Below are 21,641 nucleotides of genomic sequence, written 5' to 3' on the forward strand. Positions count from 1 at the left end.
TTTACCTCCAATTTAGGATAATTCTCCCTTCACCATACAAAAGAAATTTATATTTGTAAAAACAAATGCATAAAAAAACGCGTGTAATTTCAAATTTGAAACTACACGCGTCTTGGTTTGATATTAATTTGCTAATTTATCACGAAGAACCATTTGTAAGATACCGCCATGACGGTAGTAGTCAATTTCAACTTCTGAATCGAAGCGAACAAGAACTTCAAATTCCTTCTTGTTGCCTTGATCATCTGTAGCAGTAACTTTAATAATGTCACGTGGTCTAACATTTTCATCGATTTGAACATCGATTGTTTCTTTTCCAGTTAAACCAAGAGTTTCAGCATTTTCACCATCTTTAAATTGAAGCGGAAGAACTCCCATTAATACAAGGTTTGAACGGTGAATACGCTCATAGCTTTCAGCAATAACTGTTTTGATTCCTAGAAGGTTTGTACCTTTTGCTGCCCAGTCACGAGAAGAACCCATTCCATAGTCCTTACCTGCAAGTACAACAAGACCAGTTCCGTCTTCTTTATACTTCATGCAAGCATCATAAATGTACATAACTTCTTCATTTGGCCAGTAAGTTGTGAAGCCACCCTCTGTTCCTGGCGCAATTTGGTTACGGATACGGATATTAGCAAATGTACCACGCATCATAACTTCATGGTTACCACGACGAGAACCATAAGAGTTAAAGTCGCGTACATCTACACCGTTTTCTAATAAATATTTACCAGCTGGTGTATTTTTGCCGATTGCACCCGCAGGAGAAATATGATCTGTTGTTACAGAATCACCAAATTTTGCAACAACACGAAGATTATTTAATGGCTTCACTTCATCTGGATCAGCCTTTAATCCTTCAAAGAAAGGAGGATTTTGAATATATGTTGATTTATCATCAAAAGTATAAAGCGCGTCATTGCTTGTTTCAATTTTATTCCAAAGAGCATTGTCACCAAATACATTTTCATATTCTTTACGGAATAGCTCTGGAGTTACAGTTTGTTTTACCACTTCGTTAACTTCAGCAGTTGTTGGCCAAATGTCTTTAAAGAATACATCATTACCGTCTTTATCTTTTCCGATAGCGTCTTTTTGAAGATCGATATCTACTGTACCAGCTAATGCGTAAGCTACAACTAACGGAGGTGAAGCTAAGTAGTTAGCTTTTACTAAAGGATGAATACGTCCTTCAAAGTTACGGTTACCAGAAAGAACAGATGTTACAAGAAGATCGCTTTCAGCAACTGCTTTTTCGATTTCTTCTTTTAATGGACCTGAGTTTCCGATACAAGTTGTACAACCATAACCAACAATGTTAAAGCCTAATTGATCAAGATATGGCTGTAAGCCAGAATCACGAAGGTAACCAGTTACAACTTTAGAACCTGGTGCTAGAGAAGTTTTAACGAATTTAGGAACTTCCATGCCAAGCTCTACTGCTTTTTTCGCAACAAGACCTGCACCAACTAATACATATGGGTTAGATGTATTTGTACAGCTTGTAATTGCAGCAATTGCAACAGCACCTGTTTTCATTTCAGTCGTATCGCCGTTGTTAAATTGAACAGTTACTTTTTTATCAATTTCTTTCTCATCTAAACCAAAGCCTTGGTTTCCTTGTGGTGCTGTTAAAGCTTTGTTAAATTCTTCTTTCATAGCTGAAAGCGGAATTAAGTCTTGAGGACGCTTTGGACCAGAAAGGTTTGCTTCAATTTCAGAAAGATTAATTTCAACAACATTTGTGTAAACTGGCTCTAAAGCCGGATCAAAGAATAATCCATTTTCTTTAGAATATGTTTCAACTAATTTAATTTGTTCTTCAGAACGGCCAGTTAAACGCATGTATTGAAGAGATTCTTCATCAACTGGGAAGAATCCGCAAGTTGCACCATATTCAGGAGCCATGTTAGCAATTGTTGCACGATCTGCAAGTGGTAATTGAGTTACACCAGTACCGAAGAATTCAACAAATTTCCCAACAACTCCGTGTGCACGAAGAACTTGTGTTACCTTTAACGCTAAGTCAGTAGCAGTTGCACCGTCTGGAAGCTCACCAGTTAACTTAACACCAACAACTTCTGGAACTGGGAAATATGAAGGCTGTCCAAGCATTCCTGCTTCTGCTTCAATTCCTCCAACACCCCATCCAAGAACACCAATACCGTTGATCATTGTTGTGTGTGAGTCAGTACCAACTAAAGAATCTGGGAATGCTTCAAATTCACCGTCTTCATTCTCTACTGAATGAACTACACTTGCAAGATACTCAAGGTTTACTTGGTGAACGATACCAGTAGCAGGAGGAACTGCACGGTAGTTATCAAATGCTTTTTGTGCCCAGCTTAGGAACTGATAACGCTCAGCATTTCTTTCAAATTCAAGCTTCATGTTAGCTTCTAAAGCTTCAGGTGAACCGAATTGGTCAACTTGAACAGAGTGGTCAATAACAAGATCCACTGGCTTTAGCGGATTAATTTTATCCGGATCTCCGCCCATATCAGCCATAGCTTTACGAAGAGAAGCTAAGTCTACTACAGCAGGAACCCCTGTAAAGTCTTGAAGAATAACGCGTGAAGGCTTGAAGGGAACATCAACTTCCTTCACTTCGCTAGTGCCCCATTTTGCTAAGTTTTCAACATGTTCTTTAGTAATTACACGACCGTCATATTGACGAAGGACAGATTCTAATAGCACCTTAATTGAATAAGGCAATTTTGTTACATTGCCGACGCCAGCCTTTTCTAGTGCGTCTAATTGGTAGTAATGATAGCGCTTCCCGTCTACTTCAAAAGACTTACGGGCATTGAATACATCATTTTTCACCATGGGATAATCCCCCTTTTATAAATTTAATCAATAAAAGCTTTGAAAATTGTCGAAAAGATGTCATTTTCGTCCATCTTACTCTTCCCACAAATAATCTTAATACAATGTGCTACATAAGTAAATAACAAGAAAGTTATTGTTTTTGATAAGTTTATCTTATTGCATTTAAGATAATAACCCTCTTTCCATTAAATAGGTTGAAATTTAAAGGTTTTTTCTTTGTCATTAACTTTTGTACATTAATGCATATTATGTTACCAAAATATTTTAACTTATTTTCAAGCATAAAAAAAGGATTGTAACTCCGACATATTTAGATAAAACTTGCAGAAAATAGTATTTGGAGGTGATATCATTGGCTAAAAGAAAATCAAATCATCTAATTCCAGGAATGAATGCAGCAAAGGGTCAAGGTATGGGTGCTGGTTATAATGAAGAATTCTCAAATGAACCGTTAACAGAAAAACAAAAACTAAATAATAAAAAACGAAAGAAAAATCTATAAATAAAGGAAGCGACTTATGCTCGCTTCCTTTATCAGCTATTATTTAATGATATTGGTTAACCTCTTCTACCATCTTACTCAAGTCTTTTTGAAACTTTTCTAATTGTGTTTTCTGAGTTTCCGAAGCAATTTCTAACGCATTTTCAATTTGCTGATATGCTTCATTTACCTCTTGTTTTAGATGTTTAAGCTGATGTCCATAATTTGCTGAGTCCCGGACAATTTCAAAATAAAGCTCTTGGGCATCCTCCATCCCCTGTTGGGCAGCCTGAAATGCTTGCTGTTTATTCTTATGATATGGCATCCCCTTATTCACTCCTTTAATAAAATGTACATTTAAATTGTGCAGTCTTTGAAAAAAATATTCTGTATAAATTTGACCTATCCTTCCATCCTATTTCATAGGAGGGATGCTAAAATGAACAAAAATGATAGCAAGGATATGCGTAAAAATGCGCCAAAGGGACATAATTCAGGACAGCCAGAACCATTAAGCGGCTCTAAAAAAGTAAAAAACCGGAATCATACAAGACAGAAAAACAATGCAGGGCATGATATGTAATTAAAAAAACAGCTGCAATTTTTTCGTTGCAGCTGTTTTACAATTATAATTTTTGTAATACTTCAAGGATTGTTAATTCTTCCTCATCCGTGACCGACCGCAAATCGAGAAATACTTCATCTTTTTGAATACGAACAACGATAGGTGTGTGATGATTTGTGCGTAATTTTTTTGCTAGCTGTTCAGCAGTAAGGCTTTTATGATTCAAAACAGCCACAATAGAAGGAAGCTCTACCTCAGGCATTGTCCCTCCTCCTATTTGACCCATACTATTTCTAATCGATATTTGATATTGCTCTGTCATCTTTTGAAGTCTTCCTACAAAAGCTTCTGTCCTTACTTTTAATTCCAGTTGTGTCATAGTTATTTCTCTAATAACAGGAATACTTTTCTCATTCCCTTTTATATATTCTAGCAAAGTTCCTTCTAGTGCAGAAAGTGTCAATTTATCAACTCGTAACACTCTAGCAAGCTGGTGACTTTTTAAAACGGAGATGTATTCTTTTTTTCCAGCAATAACTCCTGCTTGAGGCCCGCCTAAAAGCTTGTCCCCGCTAAAGGAGACAAGATGTGCCCCCTCTTTAAGCACCTTTTTCACTACTGGTTCTTCGCCAATGCCATTTTGTCGAAAATCGTATAGAGCTCCGCTGCCTAAATCCTCATAAAATATGATGCCGCTTTTTTTGGCAAGCTTCGCTAATTCTTCCGTTTCTACTGATTGAGTAAAGCCAATTACTTTAAAATTACTTGTATGTACCTTTAATACCATAGCCGTATGTTCGGAAATTGCTTTCTCATAATCAGATAAATGAGTTTTATTCGTTGTTCCTACTTCAACTAAATTGGCACCACTCTCTTCCATAATAGAGGAGATTCTAAATGATCCCCCTATTTCAACGAGCTGCCCCCTTGAAACGATGACATCCTTTTTATCAGCAAATGCCTTTAAAATCAGGTATACAGCAGCTGCATTGTTATTTACAACCATAGCTGCCTCTGCGCCAGTTAGTTCTTTAATAAGCAGTTCTGCATGAGAATGCCTTGCCCCTCGTTCTCCTTCTTCAATTTTATATTCTAAATTAGAATAATGATGAGCAATATCAAGCATATGCTGTATCGCATTTTCACTTAAACGTGACCGGCCGAGATTCGTATGGAGAATGGTTCCTGTTGCATTAATGACCCTCTTAAGGGTGTAACTATAATTTTTTTTAATACCTGCTTTCAGTCTGTTAAATACTTCCTCGATGAACGCAATCGTACCTGGTTCAGGTCCATTCCAAATATTTTGCAGCAATTCTTCCCTAACTTGTGAAAGGATATTTTTTAGCTCATTTGTTATATGTATAGAATTAATCCCGTTTTCTTTCTCCAAAAGAATAAAGCGTGCATCCTTTTGAAATTCATGTACGGGGGGAATATTTCTTAGTAAATGATTCACTAGCTTCCCTCCTATCATCGTTCACCTATTATATCATTTATTAACTATGCTCTGTAATCACTAAATTAGTTAACATAATATTATTATATTCAATAAATAAACCTTCTTCAAAAATGAAGAAGGTTAGTCTATAGTAGAACCCTGCATAATTTCGATAATCTGATGGAATTTTGGAAATAATCCTGTCTCATCCTTCGAGTAGATTTTTTCTCCATTCACAATAACCTCAAATATTCCGCCTTTTCCAGGAATAAGCTCTAGTCTTTCAATTTCATGGCGAAAGTGAGTAAATAGTTCTTCCGCGAGACCCGCGGCTTTAGGAGCATAGTTTCACATCATACAAAATTCAATAATGACATTGTATTTCTTCAAGATAATCCCCCTTCAACAAAATACAAAATATTCATATTTTATACATAAATCATTTTATTATAAACTGTATTTTTCTGCAAACTATCGATATGTAAATTGTGATTTTATTTTTAAATAAAGGTATACTTATTTTGGAGGTGGTATTATGAGCGAGCATGAAAAAATTCGTTTGACTTCCTTGTCAACAAAAGCTGGCTGAGGATGCAAAATCGGTCCTGAGGACTTGACGCAAGTTTTGCGTCTTTTACCAAAACAAGATCCCGTGCCTGAGCTGCTTGTCGGCCATGAAACATCGGATGATGCAGGTGTTTATCAATTAACAGATTCGATTGCCTTAATACAAACAGTAGATTATTTTACTCCAATTGTTGATGATCCATACATGTTTGGGCAAATTGCAGCCGCAAATGCATTAAGTGATGTTTATGCAATGGGCGGTCATCCAAAAACAGTGCTTAATATTGTTGGATATCCCGTTAAAAAGCTTGGTCCAGACATGCTGGCTGAGATTTTACGAGGAGCTGGAGATAAAGTAAAGGAAGCTGGCGCCATTACAGTTGGAGGCCACTCAGTAGATGATCAAGAACCAAAATTTGGTTTATCAGTAACTGGTATTGTTCACCCAGAACGCTTCTGGAAAAATGTTGGAGCCAAACCTGGTGATCTTCTAGTTTTAACAAAGCCAATAGGTGTTGGTATCTTGACAACTGGCATAAAAAGAGGTGCTGTTACTCCTGACCAAGAAAGTGCCGTCACAAAGACAATGGCTATGCTAAATAAAACAGCTGCAGAGATACTAACTGACTTTAATCCTAACGCCGTTACAGATGTAACAGGTTTTGGCCTACTCGGCCATGCCAGTGAAATGGCCCGCGGAAGCGGTGTTTCCTTTGAAATTGATTATCATAAAGTTCCACTCTTGGATGGTACATATCAACTTGCTGAAAAAGGAATAGTACCAGGCGGATCAAAAGCGAACCATAACTGGCTGATTGATGATGTACTATATAATCATATTTCAAAAGAAAGTCAGCTAATTTTATGTGATGCAATTACCTCTGGTGGGTTGTTAGTATCCATTCCGGAAGAACAGGCAGCAGACTACATTTCAAAATTACATGAAGCTGGATTACAGGATGCTTCAATTATTGGCAAAGTATTACCCAAAAATGAAAAATTAATATTAGTCAATAATTCAGCTTCCCAGAAACCGTAAAATCATTTTTAAAAGGATGATTGTCATGAATGTTCAGGAATATTTGAAGAGATTGGATATTGAAAGTGAAGAGCCTACATTAGATTATCTGTCTAAACTGCAAAGAAAACATTTGGAAAAAATCCCATTTGAAAATTTAGATGTAACGCGTAAGGTCAAAATAGAATTAGATACGAACCAATTTTATGAAAAAATCATTGGGCGTCATCGCGGAGGATATTGCTACGAGCTTAATGGCCTTTTTCAGAGATTATTAACCGATCTCGGCTTTCAATCCTATCTTATTTCCTGTACGGTAAATAAGCCAACAGGTTGGGCTAAGCCTAATACTCATGCCGCTATAATGGTTCTGCTTGATCAGCCTTATTTAGTTGACGTTGGATTTGGCGACTCTGTGCGCCAGCCTATCGGATTAACAGGTGAGATTCGAACTGATGTTAGCGGATCGTATAGAATCATAAAAAAAGAGGATGAGATGTATTATCTTCAGCGTCATGAGGATCAAGAGTGGAAACATCTATATCGCTTTGAAAACTTGCCAAAACAAATTCTAGATTTTACGGAAGGCTGCATTTACAACCAAACATCACCTGATTCTACTTTTACACATGGTGATATAGTAACAATTGCCACACAAACAGGCAGAATTACACTAAACGGATTATCAGTAACAGAAACAAAAGATGGTCAGAAAACAAAGCTGGATCTATCACAGGAAGAAAAGAATCAGTTTCTTAAACAAGTCTTTCACATCTCTATTTGATACACGAAAAAGCTTGGGGATGCCCAAGCTTTTCGCTTTTTCTTATTTACTTAGCTTTTCTAGCATATCTTTTGTCATTTTAGCAAGATCATATTCAGCCTTAAAGCCCCACTCTTCTTTAGCAGCAGTAGCATCTAGAGAATTTGGCCAGCTGTCAGCAATTTTTTGTCGGATTGGATCCACATTATAGTCCATCTTAAATTCAGGAATAGATTTGCGAATTTCTGCTGCAATTTCTTCCGGCTCAAAGCTCATGGCCGTAACATTAAATGAATTTCGGTGCTTTAATTTAGAGGGATCTGCCTCCATCAAATCTACAATTGCATTCAGTGCATCTGGCATATACATCATATCCATATATGTTCCCTCTGCAATATAAGATGTATAGCGTTTGTTCTTAATCGCTTCATAATATATTTCGACAGCATAATCTGTTGTGCCGCCTCCTGGAGGAGTCACGTATGAGATTAATCCCGGAAATCTTAATCCTCTTGTATCTACACCAAATTTATAATAATAATAATCCGCAAGCAATTCACCAGCTACTTTATTCACCCCATACATCGTTGTTGGGCGCTGAATTGTGTCTTGAGGCGTATTATCCTTTGGAGTTGAAGGACCAAAAGCACCGATCGAGCTTGGAGTAAAGAACTTGCACTGTAATTCACGTGCGGTTTCTAAAGCGTTCATTAATCCGCCCATATTTAAATTCCATGCAAACACTGGATTTTTTTCAGCCGTTGCGGAAAGTAATGCAGCCATATGGATAACTGTATCGGCCTGATACTTCCTAGCTGTTTCAATCATTGATTTCGTATCTGTTACATCTACAACCTCAAATGGACCAGATTGTGCAGCCTCTGAATCGTTCTTTCTTATATCAGTGGCAATAACGTTATCTGATCCATAAATATCTCTAAGCTTTATCGTTAACTCAGAGCCGATTTGTCCTAAAGCGCCTGTAATAAATATCTTTTTCATATATCTCCAAACCTTCCCTTTTTGAAAAATTCTCGTGCCCTCTATCAAGAAGCAAATAGCAGTCTTGAAATTGATTTAAATTACACCGATTTCTTTTCCTACTTTTTCGTAAATGGTAATAGCCTGATCTAGCATTTCTTTCGTATGTGCAGCTGATGGCATATTTCTAACTCGTCCAGTCCCCTTCGGAACAGTTGGGAATACAATTGATTTAGCATAAACCCCTGCTTCGTTCAGCTTCTTACTAAACTCTTGTGTCTTCATTTCATCACCAATAATGCATGGTGTTATTGGAGTTTCGCTTTCACCAATGTTAAACCCTAATTTCTTTAAGCCTGCTTTTAAATAATTGGCATTTTCCCAAAGCTTTTGATTTAATTCTGTGCTTTCCATTAAAATATCAATAGCTTCCATACTAGCAGCGACATCAGCAGGAGTTAAGGATGTAGAAAATAAGAATGGTCTGCTTCTTACTTTTAACCAATCAATTAAATCTTTTTTCCCTGCTACATAGCCGCCAACAACTCCAATCGCCTTTGATAGCGTGCCAATTTGAAAATCAATCTTATCAGAAAGGCCAAAATGCTTAACAGTCCCTGCTCCTTCTCCTAATACTCCTGATCCGTGAGCGTCATCCACATATGTAATAAGGTCAAACTCTTCTGCGATTTTTACTATTTCAGGAAGCTTAGCAATATCTCCGTCCATTGAGAAAACGCCATCGGTAATAACCATAACTTTATTGTACAATCCTGATTCGGTTGCCTCTTTTGCTTTTGCTCTTAAATCTTCCATATCCGAATGGTTATAACGAATAATTTTAGCTCTAGATAACCGGCAGCCATCGATAATAGAAGCATGATTTAGCTCGTCAGAAAGAATGGCATCATTTTTATCCATAACAGCCGAAATAGCTGCCATATTACAATTAAATCCGGATTGATAAGCAATTGCTGCTTCCGTATGTTTAAATTGTGCAAGTTTTTCTTCAAGCCTTACGTGAAGCTCTAGTGTTCCGTTAATAGTCCGAACCGCTCCTGCTCCAACACCATACTTGTTAATTGCATCAATAGCTGCTTTCTTTAGACGCTCGTCTGTAGCCAATCCTAAATAGTTATTAGAAGAAAGATTAATCAGCTCTCTTCCATTAATTTTTATAATAGGGCCGTTCGGGCTTTCTAAAGGATCGATAACATTGTATAAACCTTTCCCTTTTAAATCTTCTAAATTTTCCTTTAAAAATGCATCTAATGTTTTACTTGTCATGTAAAAATCCCCCTGTTCATTTATTTCCTCAACTAAATGTCATTTACAAAAATACAGTTGTCTACCTTAGAAGGACAGATAAACCCTTGATATATAAAGGTTTCTTACGAATACTTTAACATAAATTTTAAATTTGTACATACATAGAGGACAGTAAAAAAATATTTTTTAGAACTTTTGCTTTATTAAACTTTTCTCTAGATTTCCTTTCATGCAAAAACGAATCTAGAGTCATTTGTTTAGTTTGCCCATTTTCTATTATTAATGGCAAATATCGTCCTTCCCGGGTCAAGAAAATAATTAATAATTTTTCCAATTTCCAGTTCTTTTGTCCATATTCAAAAATATAGATATACCAATGTTGTAATAAGGCTTTTACAAAGTGCTATCTATGATTCCATCATATTTAGTATACATTTTAAATAATATTAAATTTTATTTTATAATAATTATAAAAAGATATTGATTTTATATTGAGAAGTGTTATCATTAATTCAGGAAGCAATTTAATAATATATATGAGGTGAATTCGAGTGACGAAAAACAATCATTTAACGACTAGTTGGGGAGCTCCAGTTGGGGACAACCAAAACTCAATGACTGCTGGTTCAAGAGGTCCAACACTCATTCAAGATGTGCATCTATTAGAAAAACTGGCACATTTTAACCGTGAACGTGTTCCTGAGCGTGTAGTTCATGCTAAAGGCGCAGGCGCACATGGCTATTTTGAAGTAACCAATGACCTTTCAAAATATACAAAAGCAGCTTTCTTATCAAAGGTTGGCAAGCGCACTCCTCTTTTCGTTCGATTCTCAACTGTAGCCGGTGAACTAGGCTCGGCAGACACAGTTAGAGATCCACGCGGATTTGCTGTTAAATTTTATACAGAAGAAGGAAATTACGATCTTGTAGGAAACAACACACCTGTGTTTTTTATTCGTGATGCGATTAAATTTCCAGACTTTATTCATACTCAAAAGCGTGATCCAAAAACCCACTTAAAAAATCCAAATGCGGTTTGGGATTTCTGGTCTCTATCCCCTGAAGCGCTTCACCAAGTTACGATCCTTATGTCCGACCGTGGCATCCCTGCTACTTTCCGGCATATGCACGGATTTGGAAGTCATACATTTAAATGGGTGAATGAACAAGGTGAAGGCGTATGGGTTAAATATCACTTTAAAACAGAACAAGGGGTTAAAAACTTAAGTGTTGAGGCGGCAGCGCAAATGGCAGGAGAAAATCCAGACTATCATATCGAAGATTTATACAATGCGATTGAAAATGGTGACTATCCATCCTGGAAGCTATGCGTCCAAATTATGCCTTTAGAGGATGCGAATACGTATCGGTTTGATCCATTCGATGTTACAAAAGTATGGTCTCAAAAGGATTATCCGCTTATCGAAGTTGGTAGAATGGTATTGAACAGAAATCCGGAAAACTACTTTGCTGAAGTTGAGCAGGCGACATTCTCACCTGGGACACTTGTTCCAGGAATTGAAGTATCACCTGATAAAATGCTTCAGGGCCGTTTATTCGCTTACCATGATGCACATCGATACCGTGTAGGAGCCAACCATCAGGCTCTTCCGATTAATCGCCCTAAGGCTGAAGTGAATAACTATCAGCGCGATGGCCAGATGCGGTTTGATTCCAATGGCGGCGGCTCGGTCTATTACGAACCAAACAGCTATGGAGGTCCTACAGAAGTTCCTGAACATAAGCCTGCTCCATACGCTGTGTCAGGATCGGCAGACAGTGTCGCATATGACCACAATGATCACTATACTCAGGCTGGAGACCTTTATCGACTGCTGTCTAAAGAGGAAAGAGAACGACTTGTCGCAAATATTGTTGGAGCGATGAAGCAAGTCGAAAAAGACGAAATAAAACTAAGACAAATCCAGCACTTCTATAAAGCAGACCCAGAATACGGTACAAAGATTGCTGAAGGCCTAGGTCTTCCTGTTCCTGAGGAAGTTAAAAATTAATAAATATAGAATAGCTTTCTATTTAAAGGTATCCGGTATACGGATGCCTTTTTCATTGCTTATTATTATCATCCAAACCAATTACAGTTTTAACTTCCTATTTAGTACATATCGAAAGTCTAGTCTTATGAATAAAAATCAAGTATTATGAAGAAATGGATTACTTTAGATGAGATGGGGATTTAAATAAAATCTTCCATCTGGAGTTTTCAAAGCTTACTCGGTATACAAAGCCAACATTCGAATTTAAAGAGTCTCGCGGAAGCAGCCGTTCTGTATTCGAAGGAGAAGACTTTAAAATTGGCAAACCCGTCCATGGATCAGCATCAGGTACGTGCTGCATTAGCAAAATGCGGTTTAAAACTGTGAGCAATACGTGAAACTTTTCTGCAGTTCATACAATCAAAAACTATTAGTGTATAATAAAACATGATCGATAATTAAACTAGCCTCTTTGCAGGTTAATATTAGATAAAGGACATACTACAAAATGACTGAAAAAAAAATAGCCTGGATTACTGACAGTACGGCATATATAACTGAGGAGTTACGGAATCATCCAGATGTATATGTTATCCCTCTCTCTATTACATTTGGCAATGATACTTTTGATGATGGTATAGATTTAAGCACTGATCAATTATATGAAAGAATTCGTTCATCTAAAGAGATTCCTAAAACTTCACAGCCCCCTGCAGGTAAATTTGCAGAGCTGTTTGCACAATTAAAGGAAAGCTATGACTGCGGTATCGCCGTCCATATTTCCGGGAAACTTAGCGGAACAATTAATAGCTGTCTTTCTGGTGCAGAAATGGCGGGGTTTCCAGTTGAAGCAGTTGATTCTAAATCTATGTCATATGCCATTACAACCTTAATTTATAAAGGAATGGCACTTGAAAATGACGGGCTTCATGCCAGCAAAATCGCAGAAAAGCTTCAGGAAGAAACAGTTAAATCGGAAAATTATATATTGTTAGGAAGTCTGGATCAATTTTATAAAGGCGGAAGAATGTCAGGAACTGCCTATTTACTTGGCAGTCTATTAAAAATAAAACCCATAATACAAATTAATACGAACGGCGAATTTGAACTTTTTGACAAAGTCCGGTCAGAGAAAAAAGCTGTTAAGCGAATGCTTGAATTATTAGGAGAATCGTACAAGAAACAATCCATCTTTCAAGTGCAAATACTGCATGGGAATGTACTCGATAAAGCAAATGAACTTGCATCAGAAATTAAAGCTCTTTTCCCAAAGCTAGATATTTTTATTGGTGAAATTAGCTCTACAATTGCTGCCCATGCTGGAGAAGGCACACTGGCAATGATTTGGCATAATGAATAGGGGATATCATTAATAAAACCCGACTTTTCTATTAAAATAAAGATAAGTCGGGTTTTTTATGGGCTTATAACAATTATTTAGAAGGAATCGGGTAGTGTATTTCTTCTTTTAGACCCTCTAACAGATTTGCTGCTTCTTTTCCTCCTTTGAGTTAGTTCTTACCGATATTCTCCTCAATTACCTCTTCTGGTGTTTTCCAAATTCCAACTGCATGATCTGATGCTGATTTGATTGTATTAATAAACCATTGATCCCCCATTTTGACCAAAGTTAGAGCTGCATAATCTTTTCCTCCATAACCAGTGGATGTAGCTAATCTAAATTCTACTACGTATTGAATTGTTTTATCGTTATTCTCTTTCTTACTAATAACTTTTGATGATTCAACCCATGGACTTGAGACACCTGTAACCCAATGATATTTCTCAAATAGCTCTTTAACACTAGCCTTAGCATCTTTCGTCAGAAGAGCATATTGTAATGCTCCATTTCTAAGTTTTACTGCATTTGCCCATGTTTCGACTGTTAAGTCTGGATTTGTAGAAACAATACCCATTTCTAACATCTCAAGCTGCTCTTCAATGGATGATTTTTCAACTTCTTTCTCACTGCTTACAGTTGACTTCTCTACTGAATTGAAAGATCCAGCGAATGCTGCAGTTGATATTCCTAAGACAAGCGCTGCAACTAACATCATCATTTTCTTAAACATGTTCATTTTCCTCTCATTCAATGATTAATATAAATGACAGGGCCCTTTGTCATTCCAACTATAATAACGATAGATTTTCTATTTCGTAACAGGGATTACCAATAATTATTAAAAATTATTTTTAATGGATTTTTCAGGGTCATATTTATACAAAGTGGTAAAATATTCATTGTTTTCCTCAATTAACAAAGAATTCCCTTGCCAGAAGATTGTATGAGTCTTATTGAACTGACCTGCAGATTCTCCTTTATTTATATCAGCAACTACTACCCTCGAAATTTCTCCATCAAACACATCTGCCGATACGAATCCACCTGTTGAATCTATAGACATTTTTTCTATTACAATATCTTGACCTTGCTCTGAACTAATCTTACCAACCAAACTAAAGATTTTCGCTTTGATGTTGTATTTTAATATTGATACATTTGAAGGTTTTTTCTCATTCATTTCCTGCAAACTGAATATAATTTCGTTTCCACTTTGTGCTAAAACAAGAGAGCTAATTCGAATATTTTCCGAATTCAACATGGACTTAGGAATATCTTCTAAAGAAAAGTAATCTTCAGCTATTTGACCATTTTTTAGCAGTTGTATTCGTCCTGTATCAAGGTCAAAAATTTCTTTCGTTTCCTTTTCAGTCACTCCTTTGATCACAAAACGGTTATTTGCTTTGTAAAGTTCAAATTCATATGTCGAAATTTTATAATACGGAGTTGCTGTATATGTCCAATAAACCTCAGCCGTTACTGTTGCACGATCTTCACTATCTAATACATTTATAATTTTGTAGCCGATTTGAGACGGATTTGAATACGTTAAAAATTCGGGTGGATTCTCCATCATGCCCTTAGCATAGTCATCGTCCCTTACTAATAATGCTTGTAAATATCTAATGACTGTATCCTTAGAAGTCACTTCACTTTCACTCAATGAGATCATCATTATTCTGGAGTTCGCCTGAATTTCATCCTTTTTTAATACATATAAAGTTCGTTCATCCGAACTCCATACAGAGGAATGATATTTATAAAGGCCCACTTTCGGATTTTCTCTACTCGGTGGATTAGATGTTACCTTTTTCTTAGTTTTTAAATTAAAATCAGAGATCCATACATTTTCAAATCCATCACTTTCTTGTACATAAGATATATAGCTGCCGCCTTTAGAAATATTAGGATCCTTCCCTTTATCAACTACTATTTCCTTTCCTGTTTTATTTCTGATCATAATCTCTCCATCACGTTCAAACACAAGCTTGTATTCTTTTTCATTAAATGAAGGATGCTGTCCTATAGATATGACTTTCTCTTCTTTAGAGTCGGTATTAATTTCTACGATGATTGTTTTATTTTCCATTAATTTCTCTGCATAAATATTTTCGTCATTTTTCCATACAGGCTGTGAATATCCTCCAGATACAATTTCTTCTTTCTTTTTTGTATCAAGGTTAAATATAAAAATTCCTCCATTTTGTGAAAAAAGAAGACTATTTGTGTGTTGGGAATGCGATAAACTATCAGCAGTTTCTTCTGTTATTTTTTTATAACCGCTGCTTGTATAGCTGAAAATCCCTTGATTTTTGATCGAAACATATAGGATCTCTCCATGATAGGTGTATGAAGTAATTTCTCCGCTTCCTACATCAAGAAAAGAAATGGCATTTTGAATATTGAAAGCACTCGCATTTGTTTGCTTAATTTGGAAGTAATTAAAAAACACAGCAAAAAATACAGCAGCTGCTACTAACGTACTAACCAAAGATCTTCGCTGGAACTTCATTTTTTTCTTTTTCACAAATGTTTCTTTTAACTGCTTTTTCAGTTCTTGATCTACATAAATATCTTTTTTTATTTCGTGCAAAAGCTTTTCAACTTTTTCAGAGTCCATTAAGATTCCCCCAAACACTTTTTCACTAATTTTCCGATTTTTTTTGTAATCCTGCTTGACTTTACCCGAAGAGTTTCTTCGGTTTTATCTAGGACAATAGCAATCTCTTTAAACTTCAAACCAGCAAAATATCTTAAATTCGTCATTTCAAGATCTTCTTTAGATAAAACATTCAAACTTTTCTTAAGACATTCAAGTTCACTAGACTCCTCTAATGGGTCTTCAAACGGAATGGGACTTAAATATAAATCTATTTCATCCCCAACTAGCACTGTTTTCTTTTTTCGGTAATAGTCAATAACCGTGTTTCGGGCAATAGCAAAAAGCCAAGCTTTCATGTTCTGGCCATCCTTTAAAGAAGACATTTTTTCATAAGCTTTTCGAAATGTTTCACTTACAATATCCTCCGTATCCCATTTATTGCTTGTTTTCGCATAAACATATCGATAAACATCATCAAAGCATTCATCATATACATTCGTAAATTGATCTATCAAGCTATTCCTCTCCTATTAACATCTATTATTAATAACGTTCCACATTCAAAAACGTAACCTATCATAAGAAAAAATTATCCAAAAAAAATCCTCCGGCTAAAAGCGGAAGATAAGATAAACATTTAAATGAAAAAAACGCACTTACATATTTCTGCTATTAGTAAAAATGACTAATTGTATTATATGTTTTTTATGCGGGGATTTACATCTTTTTCCTAATAGTTATAAAAATAAAAAATCCCAGCAATTCTTAGTTCCTAAAAGAATTGCTGAGATTATGTGTGATCTTTAATCCAACTTTACTGATTTTAAACCCATGAATACATATATTTCTCATCTTCAATTTCTTTTGCTTGTTTAACTACCTTTAAAGGCTTAAAAGTGTCAATCATGACTGCAAGCTCAAGTGTTTCTTTCTTACCGATACTCGCTTCTGTCGTTCCTGGATGAGGGCCATGAGGAATTGCACTTGGATGCAAGGTGATGGATTCTCGATTAATCCCCTTCCTGCTCATAAAATTCCCTTCGACATAATATAGCAATTCATCACTATTAACATTGCTATGATAATATGGAGCAGGAATCGCTTCAGGATGGTAGTCAAATAATCTTGGAACAAAAGAACATATGACAAAATTATGACCCTCAAATGTTTGGTGAACAGGCGGAGGCTGATGCACCCTTCCAGTGATTGGCTCAAAATCTTCGATATTAAATACCCACGGATACAGATAACCATCCCAGCCAACTACATCTAATGGATGATGATTTAACACATGAGAGTGAAGGTACCCTCTCGTCTTGGCAATCACTTCAAATTCTCCCTTTTCGTCAAAAGTGACGATTGATTCAGGACCTCTGATGTCTCGTTCACAAAATGGGCTATGTTCTAATAATTGACCAAATTCATTTCGATATCTTCTTGGGCTTACAATTTGGCTAAAGGCCTCAACGATAAGTGCCTTCGTTTCATCTTTAGGGATCATTCGATATATCGTCCCAATTGGAATAATGACATAGTCTCCTGGGCCGTAGGTAATGGTGCCAAACATTGTTTCAAAAACACCTGTACCATAATGAATAAAGAACATTTCATCGCCATCGCCATTTCGATAGTAAGCATTCATTGGCCCATCAATTTTTACCGTTGCAATCAGCAGATCATCATTCCCTAATAAATATTCCCTGGCCTGCAGAGCATCGCCGCTTTTCTTAATTTTATCTGTCATAAGGTGACGATGCTTTAGTACTTCTTGATCTTCATACTCAGGTAGATACTTACCAATTAATTTCGTACTAACTACTTCTGTCGGCATGTGATGATGATATAATATTGATTGGGTACCGGAAAAACCCTTTGTCCCCATTACCTGTTCTCTAAACAGACTTCCATCTTCTTTTTTAAACATCGTATGACGTTTATGAGGGATTTTCCCCAGTTGCCTGTAAAACATTCTTCCACCTACTTTAGATTACAGAATTTTTTAATGTTCCTAGAGCGGTAATTTCCAATTCAACCTCATCACCTGGCTCTAGCCAGCGGTGAACATCAGTCCCCAGCTCTAAAATACAGCCGCTCCCTACTGTCCCAGAACCAATTAAATCTCCAGGATATAAAGTCACACCTTCTGAAGCCCTTTCAATCATTTCAGCAAAAGAATAATACAGATCACTCATATTTCCTTCTGATAGTAGTACGCTATTTACCTTTGCCTTCATCGTTAAGTCATAGCCGTTCTCGACTTGAAACTCCACCAATTCATCTTTTGTTACGATATAGGGTCCAATGGAGGTTGCAAAATCCTTTCCTTTTGCCGGCCCAAGGCCAACCTTCATTTCTTTCCGCTGAATGTCTCTGGCGCTCCAGTCATTCAAAATGCAATAGCCAAAGATATAATCTTCAGCTTGTTCCGCACGTATATCAGTTCCTTCTTTTCCAATTACACAGGCAATTTCTAATTCATAATCCAGCCATTCGCATTGCGTCGGCCTTTTAATATTTTCATTTGGCCCTTTAATTGATAAATGATTCGAAAAGTAAAAGACAGGGATGTCATACCATTCAGGTACCATTTCTAATCCGCGATTTTCCCTAGCTGTTTTCACATGCTCTTCAAAAGCATAAAAATCTCTAAAGCTTCTCGGATTCGGCAAAGGCGCCTTTAATTTCACTTTTTCTAGCGGATAAACAGCATCTTCTTTACTATATAAAGAGGCTATATATTTCATATAAAAAGAGTGATCATTCAGAAACGAAAGCAAATCTTTTGGCAGGACTCCATCTGTAGCCTCATGCATATCTACTACATGATATTGATCAATCATCCAGCCTGCCCTGATGGAACCGTCCTCTTTTTGAAAGGTTACAAATTTCATTGCATCACCCTGGATTATTATTTACGTACTATTTCAAACGTTTCTGCCATCGGCCTTGTATACATGTGACCCGCTAGTCTGCCAATCGGGTTTAATTTTTCAGTATTTATCCTGCCATTATCATAAAGTTCATCGGAAATATGAACATGTTCCACCTTGCCAATTACCAAGCTCCCTGCACCGGCATGTTCTCCGAAATGAAGAGTTTCATACAGTGTACATTCGAGATGAACCTTTGACTCTTTTATTCTGGGAGGCTTTACCTTAATGCTTGCTGATTTGTTTAACCCTGATACTTCGACTTCATCTACTTCGGATGGAAATTCAGTAGCACAAATATTCATCTGCTCCACAAAATCTTCACTGACAATATTGATAACAAATTCCTTCGTTGCTTCAATGTTCAAAAGAGTATCTTTTTTTGCGCCATCATTTCCTCTTCTCATTGGTGAAAAACAAATAAGAAGAGGGTCTGCACATATAGCCGTAAAGAAGCTAAATGGCGCAGCATTCACAACTCCTTCCTCATCGACTGTTGTAACAAATGCAATCGGGCGAGGTAAAATTGAACCAACTAATAGTTTATATGCCTCTCTCCATTCAAGATTACCAGTTGTAATTTCCATCATTACACCGCCAAATCTTTTTTTATTTGTCTGATTACAGAAAGTGCTGCTTCATTATCCTCTCTCGACGCGAAAGTCATTCGAAATGCGTCCGCATAACCGTTAAGCTTCATTGGTCGCACGAGAAAGCCGTTTGAGATTAAGTGTTGAGAAATTGGCAGTTGACTGTAAACATATAGAAAATTGGTGTGGGTAGAAAAATAATGTAAATCAACTTTCTTCAATTGATCACATACATAATCCCGTTCTAAAGTGTTCTTTTCTACACACATAGTAATAAAATCCTGACTGGCAAGTGCCTGAACAGCAGCAATTTGTGCTATCACATTTACATTAAATACTTCTTTTACTTTTTGCAGCTCTTTTACGATCGAAGGATGCATCATCCCGTAACCTGCTCGAAGACCTGCAAGCCCGTAAATTTTTGAAAATGTCCTCAAGATTATTAAATTTGAGCAAGAGTCTAGGAGAGGAATAGATTGTAAATATTGATCAGATGTTACGTATTCGTAATAAGCCTCATCAAGAACGATCAAAATATTATCTGGGACATTCACTATAAAACGGAGCAGATCCTCTTTTCCAACAATCGTTCCTGTTGGATTATTCGGATTACAAACAAAGATCATTTTTGTTTTTTCTGTAATTCTATCTAGCATTCCGGATAAATCATGAACTCCTTCAATAACTGGAACTTTAACTACAGTTCCACCCTCAATGACAACATTTGTTTCATATCGCGGAAAGGTGATATCAGCCATAATTGCTTCATCACCTTTTTCGATATAGGCACGAGTGAGCAGTCTAATGATTTCATCAGACCCATTTCCTGTAATAAACTGTTCCTCATTTAAGTGATATAAATTTGCCAACCCGCTGATTAACTCGGATGTATGGCCATCCGGATATAAATGAAGACAGCTCAAGTTTCGAAGAATAGCCTCCTTTACCACAGGAGCGCAGCCGTATATATTTTCATTATCAGACATTTTCAAAACACGATTTAATTTATACCTCTTTTGTATTTCTTCAGTTGAAAGGCCAAGCGGATATGATTGAATTGAACCTAAAACGCTTCTTGTTTGAACATTTACCATATTATTATAGATTTCCCCTTCTTTCCTGTTCTCTTTCAATCGATTCGAATAACGCCTTGAAATTTCCTTCACCAAACCCTCTTGCACCTTTACGCTGAATCACTTCAATAAATAATGTAGGACGGTCAACAATTGGCTTTGTAAAGATTTGCAGCAGATAACCTTCATCATCTCGGTCTACTAATATACTTAATTCCTTTAACTTATCGATTTCTTCATCGATTTTGCCGACCCGTTCAGATAACGCTTCATAGTAAGTGTCTGGTGTGCTTAAAAATTCTACGCCATTCTTTTTCAACGTACTGACTGTACTTACGATATCCTCAGTAAGAAGGGCTAAGTGCTGTACACCTGGTCCATTGTAGAATTCCAAATACTCTTCGATTTGAGATTTACGCTTCCCTTCAGCTGGCTCATTAATCGGGAATTTAATTCTTCCACCATTATGCATAACCTTTGACATAAGGGCAGAATACTCAGTACTGATATCCTTGTCAGTGAAATGAGTCATTTCCTTAAAGCCCATGACATTGGCATAATAACTAACCCATTCCTCCATACTTTCAACGTTGCCTACGACATGGTCAATTCCTATGAACCCAGCATCCTCAATAGGCATATTCATTTCTATCGGTTTATAACCTGGCATAAATACACCGTTATAATTTTTCCGTTCTACTAAGGTGTGGATCGTATCTCCGTATGTCCCAATAACTGCCTTTTTAACAGAGCCATGCTCATCTTTTATTTCGAAAGGTGGCATAATTTCAATTGCCCCACGTGCAACTGCCTCTTTATATGCTTTTTCCACGTCATCAACCGTTAATGCGACATCCTTTACCCCATCTCCATGCTTTTTAACGAAGGATGCGACTCGGCTGTTTTCAGTTAATGAGCCTGTGATGACAAGTCGAATTTTTCTTTGCTGAAGAACATAGGATACCGTCTCTCGATTGCCTGTTTCTAAACCTGAGTATGCGACTGGTTTAAAACCAAATGCTGAGCAAAAATAGTAGCAGGATTGTTTCGCATTTCCTGTGTAAATTTCCATATAATCTACTTCTCTAACGGGAAAAAAATCCTCGGCTTTTTGTTGGCTAGCTGTCATCTTTTCTTGCATTCTAGTTCCCCCTAATCATAAAATTATTAATATTCTGAATTAATATTAT

At 36.7% G+C, this 21,641-nt stretch carries 19 protein-coding genes and 1 pseudogene; 6 read left to right on the top strand and 14 right to left on the bottom strand.

Translation table 11 applies throughout. The features are described from left to right. Window positions 1-123 precede the first annotated feature (123 nt). A complete protein-coding gene (gene acnA, locus H0173_RS01035) occupies window positions 124-2,832 on the bottom strand; it encodes an aconitate hydratase AcnA (RefSeq protein WP_221844063.1) in 2,709 nt (902 codons plus the stop codon). 355 nt (window positions 2,833-3,187) lie between these two features. On the opposite strand from acnA, the gene sspO reads away from it, so the two are divergent. After that, window positions 3,188-3,337: a small acid-soluble spore protein O gene (sspO, locus tag H0173_RS01040; protein WP_221844064.1), complete on the top strand. Its 150-nt coding sequence runs from the start codon at window positions 3,188-3,190 to the stop codon at window positions 3,335-3,337. 43 nt (window positions 3,338-3,380) lie between these two features. Here sspO and H0173_RS01045 read toward each other — a convergent pair whose 3' ends face one another. Next, a complete protein-coding gene (locus tag H0173_RS01045; protein WP_221844065.1) occupies window positions 3,381-3,641 on the bottom strand; it encodes a hypothetical protein in 261 nt (86 codons plus the stop codon). A gap of 114 nt (window positions 3,642-3,755) precedes the next feature. Between H0173_RS01045 and H0173_RS01050 the strand changes: the two genes are divergently transcribed. Continuing rightward, window positions 3,756-3,899, top strand: a complete 144-nt coding sequence (locus H0173_RS01050; RefSeq protein ID WP_221844066.1) for a small acid-soluble spore protein P — start codon at window positions 3,756-3,758, stop codon at window positions 3,897-3,899. 43 nt (window positions 3,900-3,942) lie between these two features. Here the strand turns inward: H0173_RS01050 and selA are convergent, their stop codons facing one another. Beyond that, window positions 3,943-5,340, bottom strand: coding sequence for an L-seryl-tRNA(Sec) selenium transferase (selA, locus tag H0173_RS01055; RefSeq protein ID WP_221844067.1), 1,398 nt, complete (start codon window positions 5,338-5,340; stop codon window positions 3,943-3,945). 123 nt (window positions 5,341-5,463) lie between these two features. Further along, window positions 5,464-5,658, bottom strand: a pseudogene (locus H0173_RS22595) (SelT/SelW/SelH family protein); the annotation flags it as partial. 199 nt (window positions 5,659-5,857) lie between these two features. On the opposite strand from H0173_RS22595, the gene selD reads away from it, so the two are divergent. Together selD and H0173_RS01070 are read left to right on the top strand one after the other, a co-directional pair. Then, window positions 5,858-6,928, top strand: coding sequence for a selenide, water dikinase SelD (gene selD / locus H0173_RS01065; protein ID WP_221844068.1), 1,071 nt, complete (start codon window positions 5,858-5,860; stop codon window positions 6,926-6,928). Between the two features lie 25 nt (window positions 6,929-6,953). Beyond that, window positions 6,954-7,691 carry an arylamine N-acetyltransferase family protein gene (locus H0173_RS01070; RefSeq protein ID WP_221844069.1) on the top strand — a complete coding sequence of 246 codons (738 nt, stop codon included), beginning with the start codon at window positions 6,954-6,956 and terminating at the stop codon, window positions 7,689-7,691. Window positions 7,692-7,733: 42 nt separating this feature from the next. On the opposite strand, the gene H0173_RS01075 is transcribed toward H0173_RS01070, so the two are convergent. Then, a complete protein-coding gene (locus H0173_RS01075) occupies window positions 7,734-8,672 on the bottom strand; it encodes an L-threonine 3-dehydrogenase (RefSeq protein WP_221844070.1) in 939 nt (312 codons plus the stop codon). Window positions 8,673-8,747: 75 nt separating this feature from the next. Next, the gene (locus tag H0173_RS01080) at window positions 8,748-9,938 is read right to left on the bottom strand and encodes a glycine C-acetyltransferase (RefSeq protein ID WP_221844071.1); all 1,191 of its coding nucleotides are present in this window, start codon (window positions 9,936-9,938) and stop codon (window positions 8,748-8,750) included. A 533-nt stretch (window positions 9,939-10,471) separates the two neighbouring features. Between H0173_RS01080 and katA the strand changes: the two genes are divergently transcribed. Continuing rightward, complete coding sequence (katA, locus tag H0173_RS01085) at window positions 10,472-11,932, top strand: catalase KatA (RefSeq protein WP_221844072.1); 1,461 nt, start codon at window positions 10,472-10,474, stop codon at window positions 11,930-11,932. A 490-nt stretch (window positions 11,933-12,422) separates the two neighbouring features. Continuing rightward, window positions 12,423-13,274, top strand: coding sequence for a DegV family protein (locus H0173_RS01090; protein WP_221844073.1), 852 nt, complete (start codon window positions 12,423-12,425; stop codon window positions 13,272-13,274). A gap of 151 nt (window positions 13,275-13,425) precedes the next feature. Here H0173_RS01090 and H0173_RS01095 read toward each other — a convergent pair whose 3' ends face one another. The 8 genes from H0173_RS01095 to hppD form a co-directional block, all read right to left on the bottom strand. After that, window positions 13,426-13,986 (bottom strand): hypothetical protein, encoded by a 561-nt coding sequence (locus H0173_RS01095; protein ID WP_221844074.1) that lies wholly within the window; start codon window positions 13,984-13,986, stop codon window positions 13,426-13,428. Between the two features lie 108 nt (window positions 13,987-14,094). After that, a complete protein-coding gene (locus H0173_RS01100; RefSeq protein ID WP_221844075.1) occupies window positions 14,095-15,876 on the bottom strand; it encodes a TolB-like translocation protein in 1,782 nt (593 codons plus the stop codon). Next, the gene (locus H0173_RS01105; protein WP_221844076.1) at window positions 15,876-16,373 is read right to left on the bottom strand and encodes an RNA polymerase sigma factor; all 498 of its coding nucleotides are present in this window, start codon (window positions 16,371-16,373) and stop codon (window positions 15,876-15,878) included. The genes H0173_RS01100 and H0173_RS01105 overlap by 1 nt, the downstream gene beginning before the upstream one ends. A 308-nt stretch (window positions 16,374-16,681) precedes the next feature. Further along, window positions 16,682-17,827, bottom strand: coding sequence for a homogentisate 1,2-dioxygenase (locus H0173_RS01110; protein ID WP_221844077.1), 1,146 nt, complete (start codon window positions 17,825-17,827; stop codon window positions 16,682-16,684). Between the two features lie 13 nt (window positions 17,828-17,840). Further along, the gene (locus H0173_RS01115; protein ID WP_221844078.1) at window positions 17,841-18,749 is read right to left on the bottom strand and encodes a fumarylacetoacetate hydrolase family protein; all 909 of its coding nucleotides are present in this window, start codon (window positions 18,747-18,749) and stop codon (window positions 17,841-17,843) included. 17 nt (window positions 18,750-18,766) lie between these two features. Further along, a complete protein-coding gene (locus tag H0173_RS01120; RefSeq protein WP_221844079.1) occupies window positions 18,767-19,375 on the bottom strand; it encodes a flavin reductase family protein in 609 nt (202 codons plus the stop codon). Between the two features lie 2 nt (window positions 19,376-19,377). Beyond that, the gene (gene hisC / locus H0173_RS01125; RefSeq protein WP_313770589.1) at window positions 19,378-20,544 is read right to left on the bottom strand and encodes a histidinol-phosphate transaminase; all 1,167 of its coding nucleotides are present in this window, start codon (window positions 20,542-20,544) and stop codon (window positions 19,378-19,380) included. Next, window positions 20,477-21,592, bottom strand: a complete 1,116-nt coding sequence (gene hppD / locus H0173_RS01130; protein ID WP_221844080.1) for a 4-hydroxyphenylpyruvate dioxygenase — start codon at window positions 21,590-21,592, stop codon at window positions 20,477-20,479. Before hppD ends, hisC begins: the two co-directional genes overlap by 68 nt. Between the last annotated feature and the right edge of the window lie 49 nt (window positions 21,593-21,641).

This window comes from Bacillus sp. S/N-304-OC-R1 (assembly GCF_019749375.1).
GTDB lineage: Bacteria > Bacillota > Bacilli > Bacillales > Cytobacillaceae > Cytobacillus.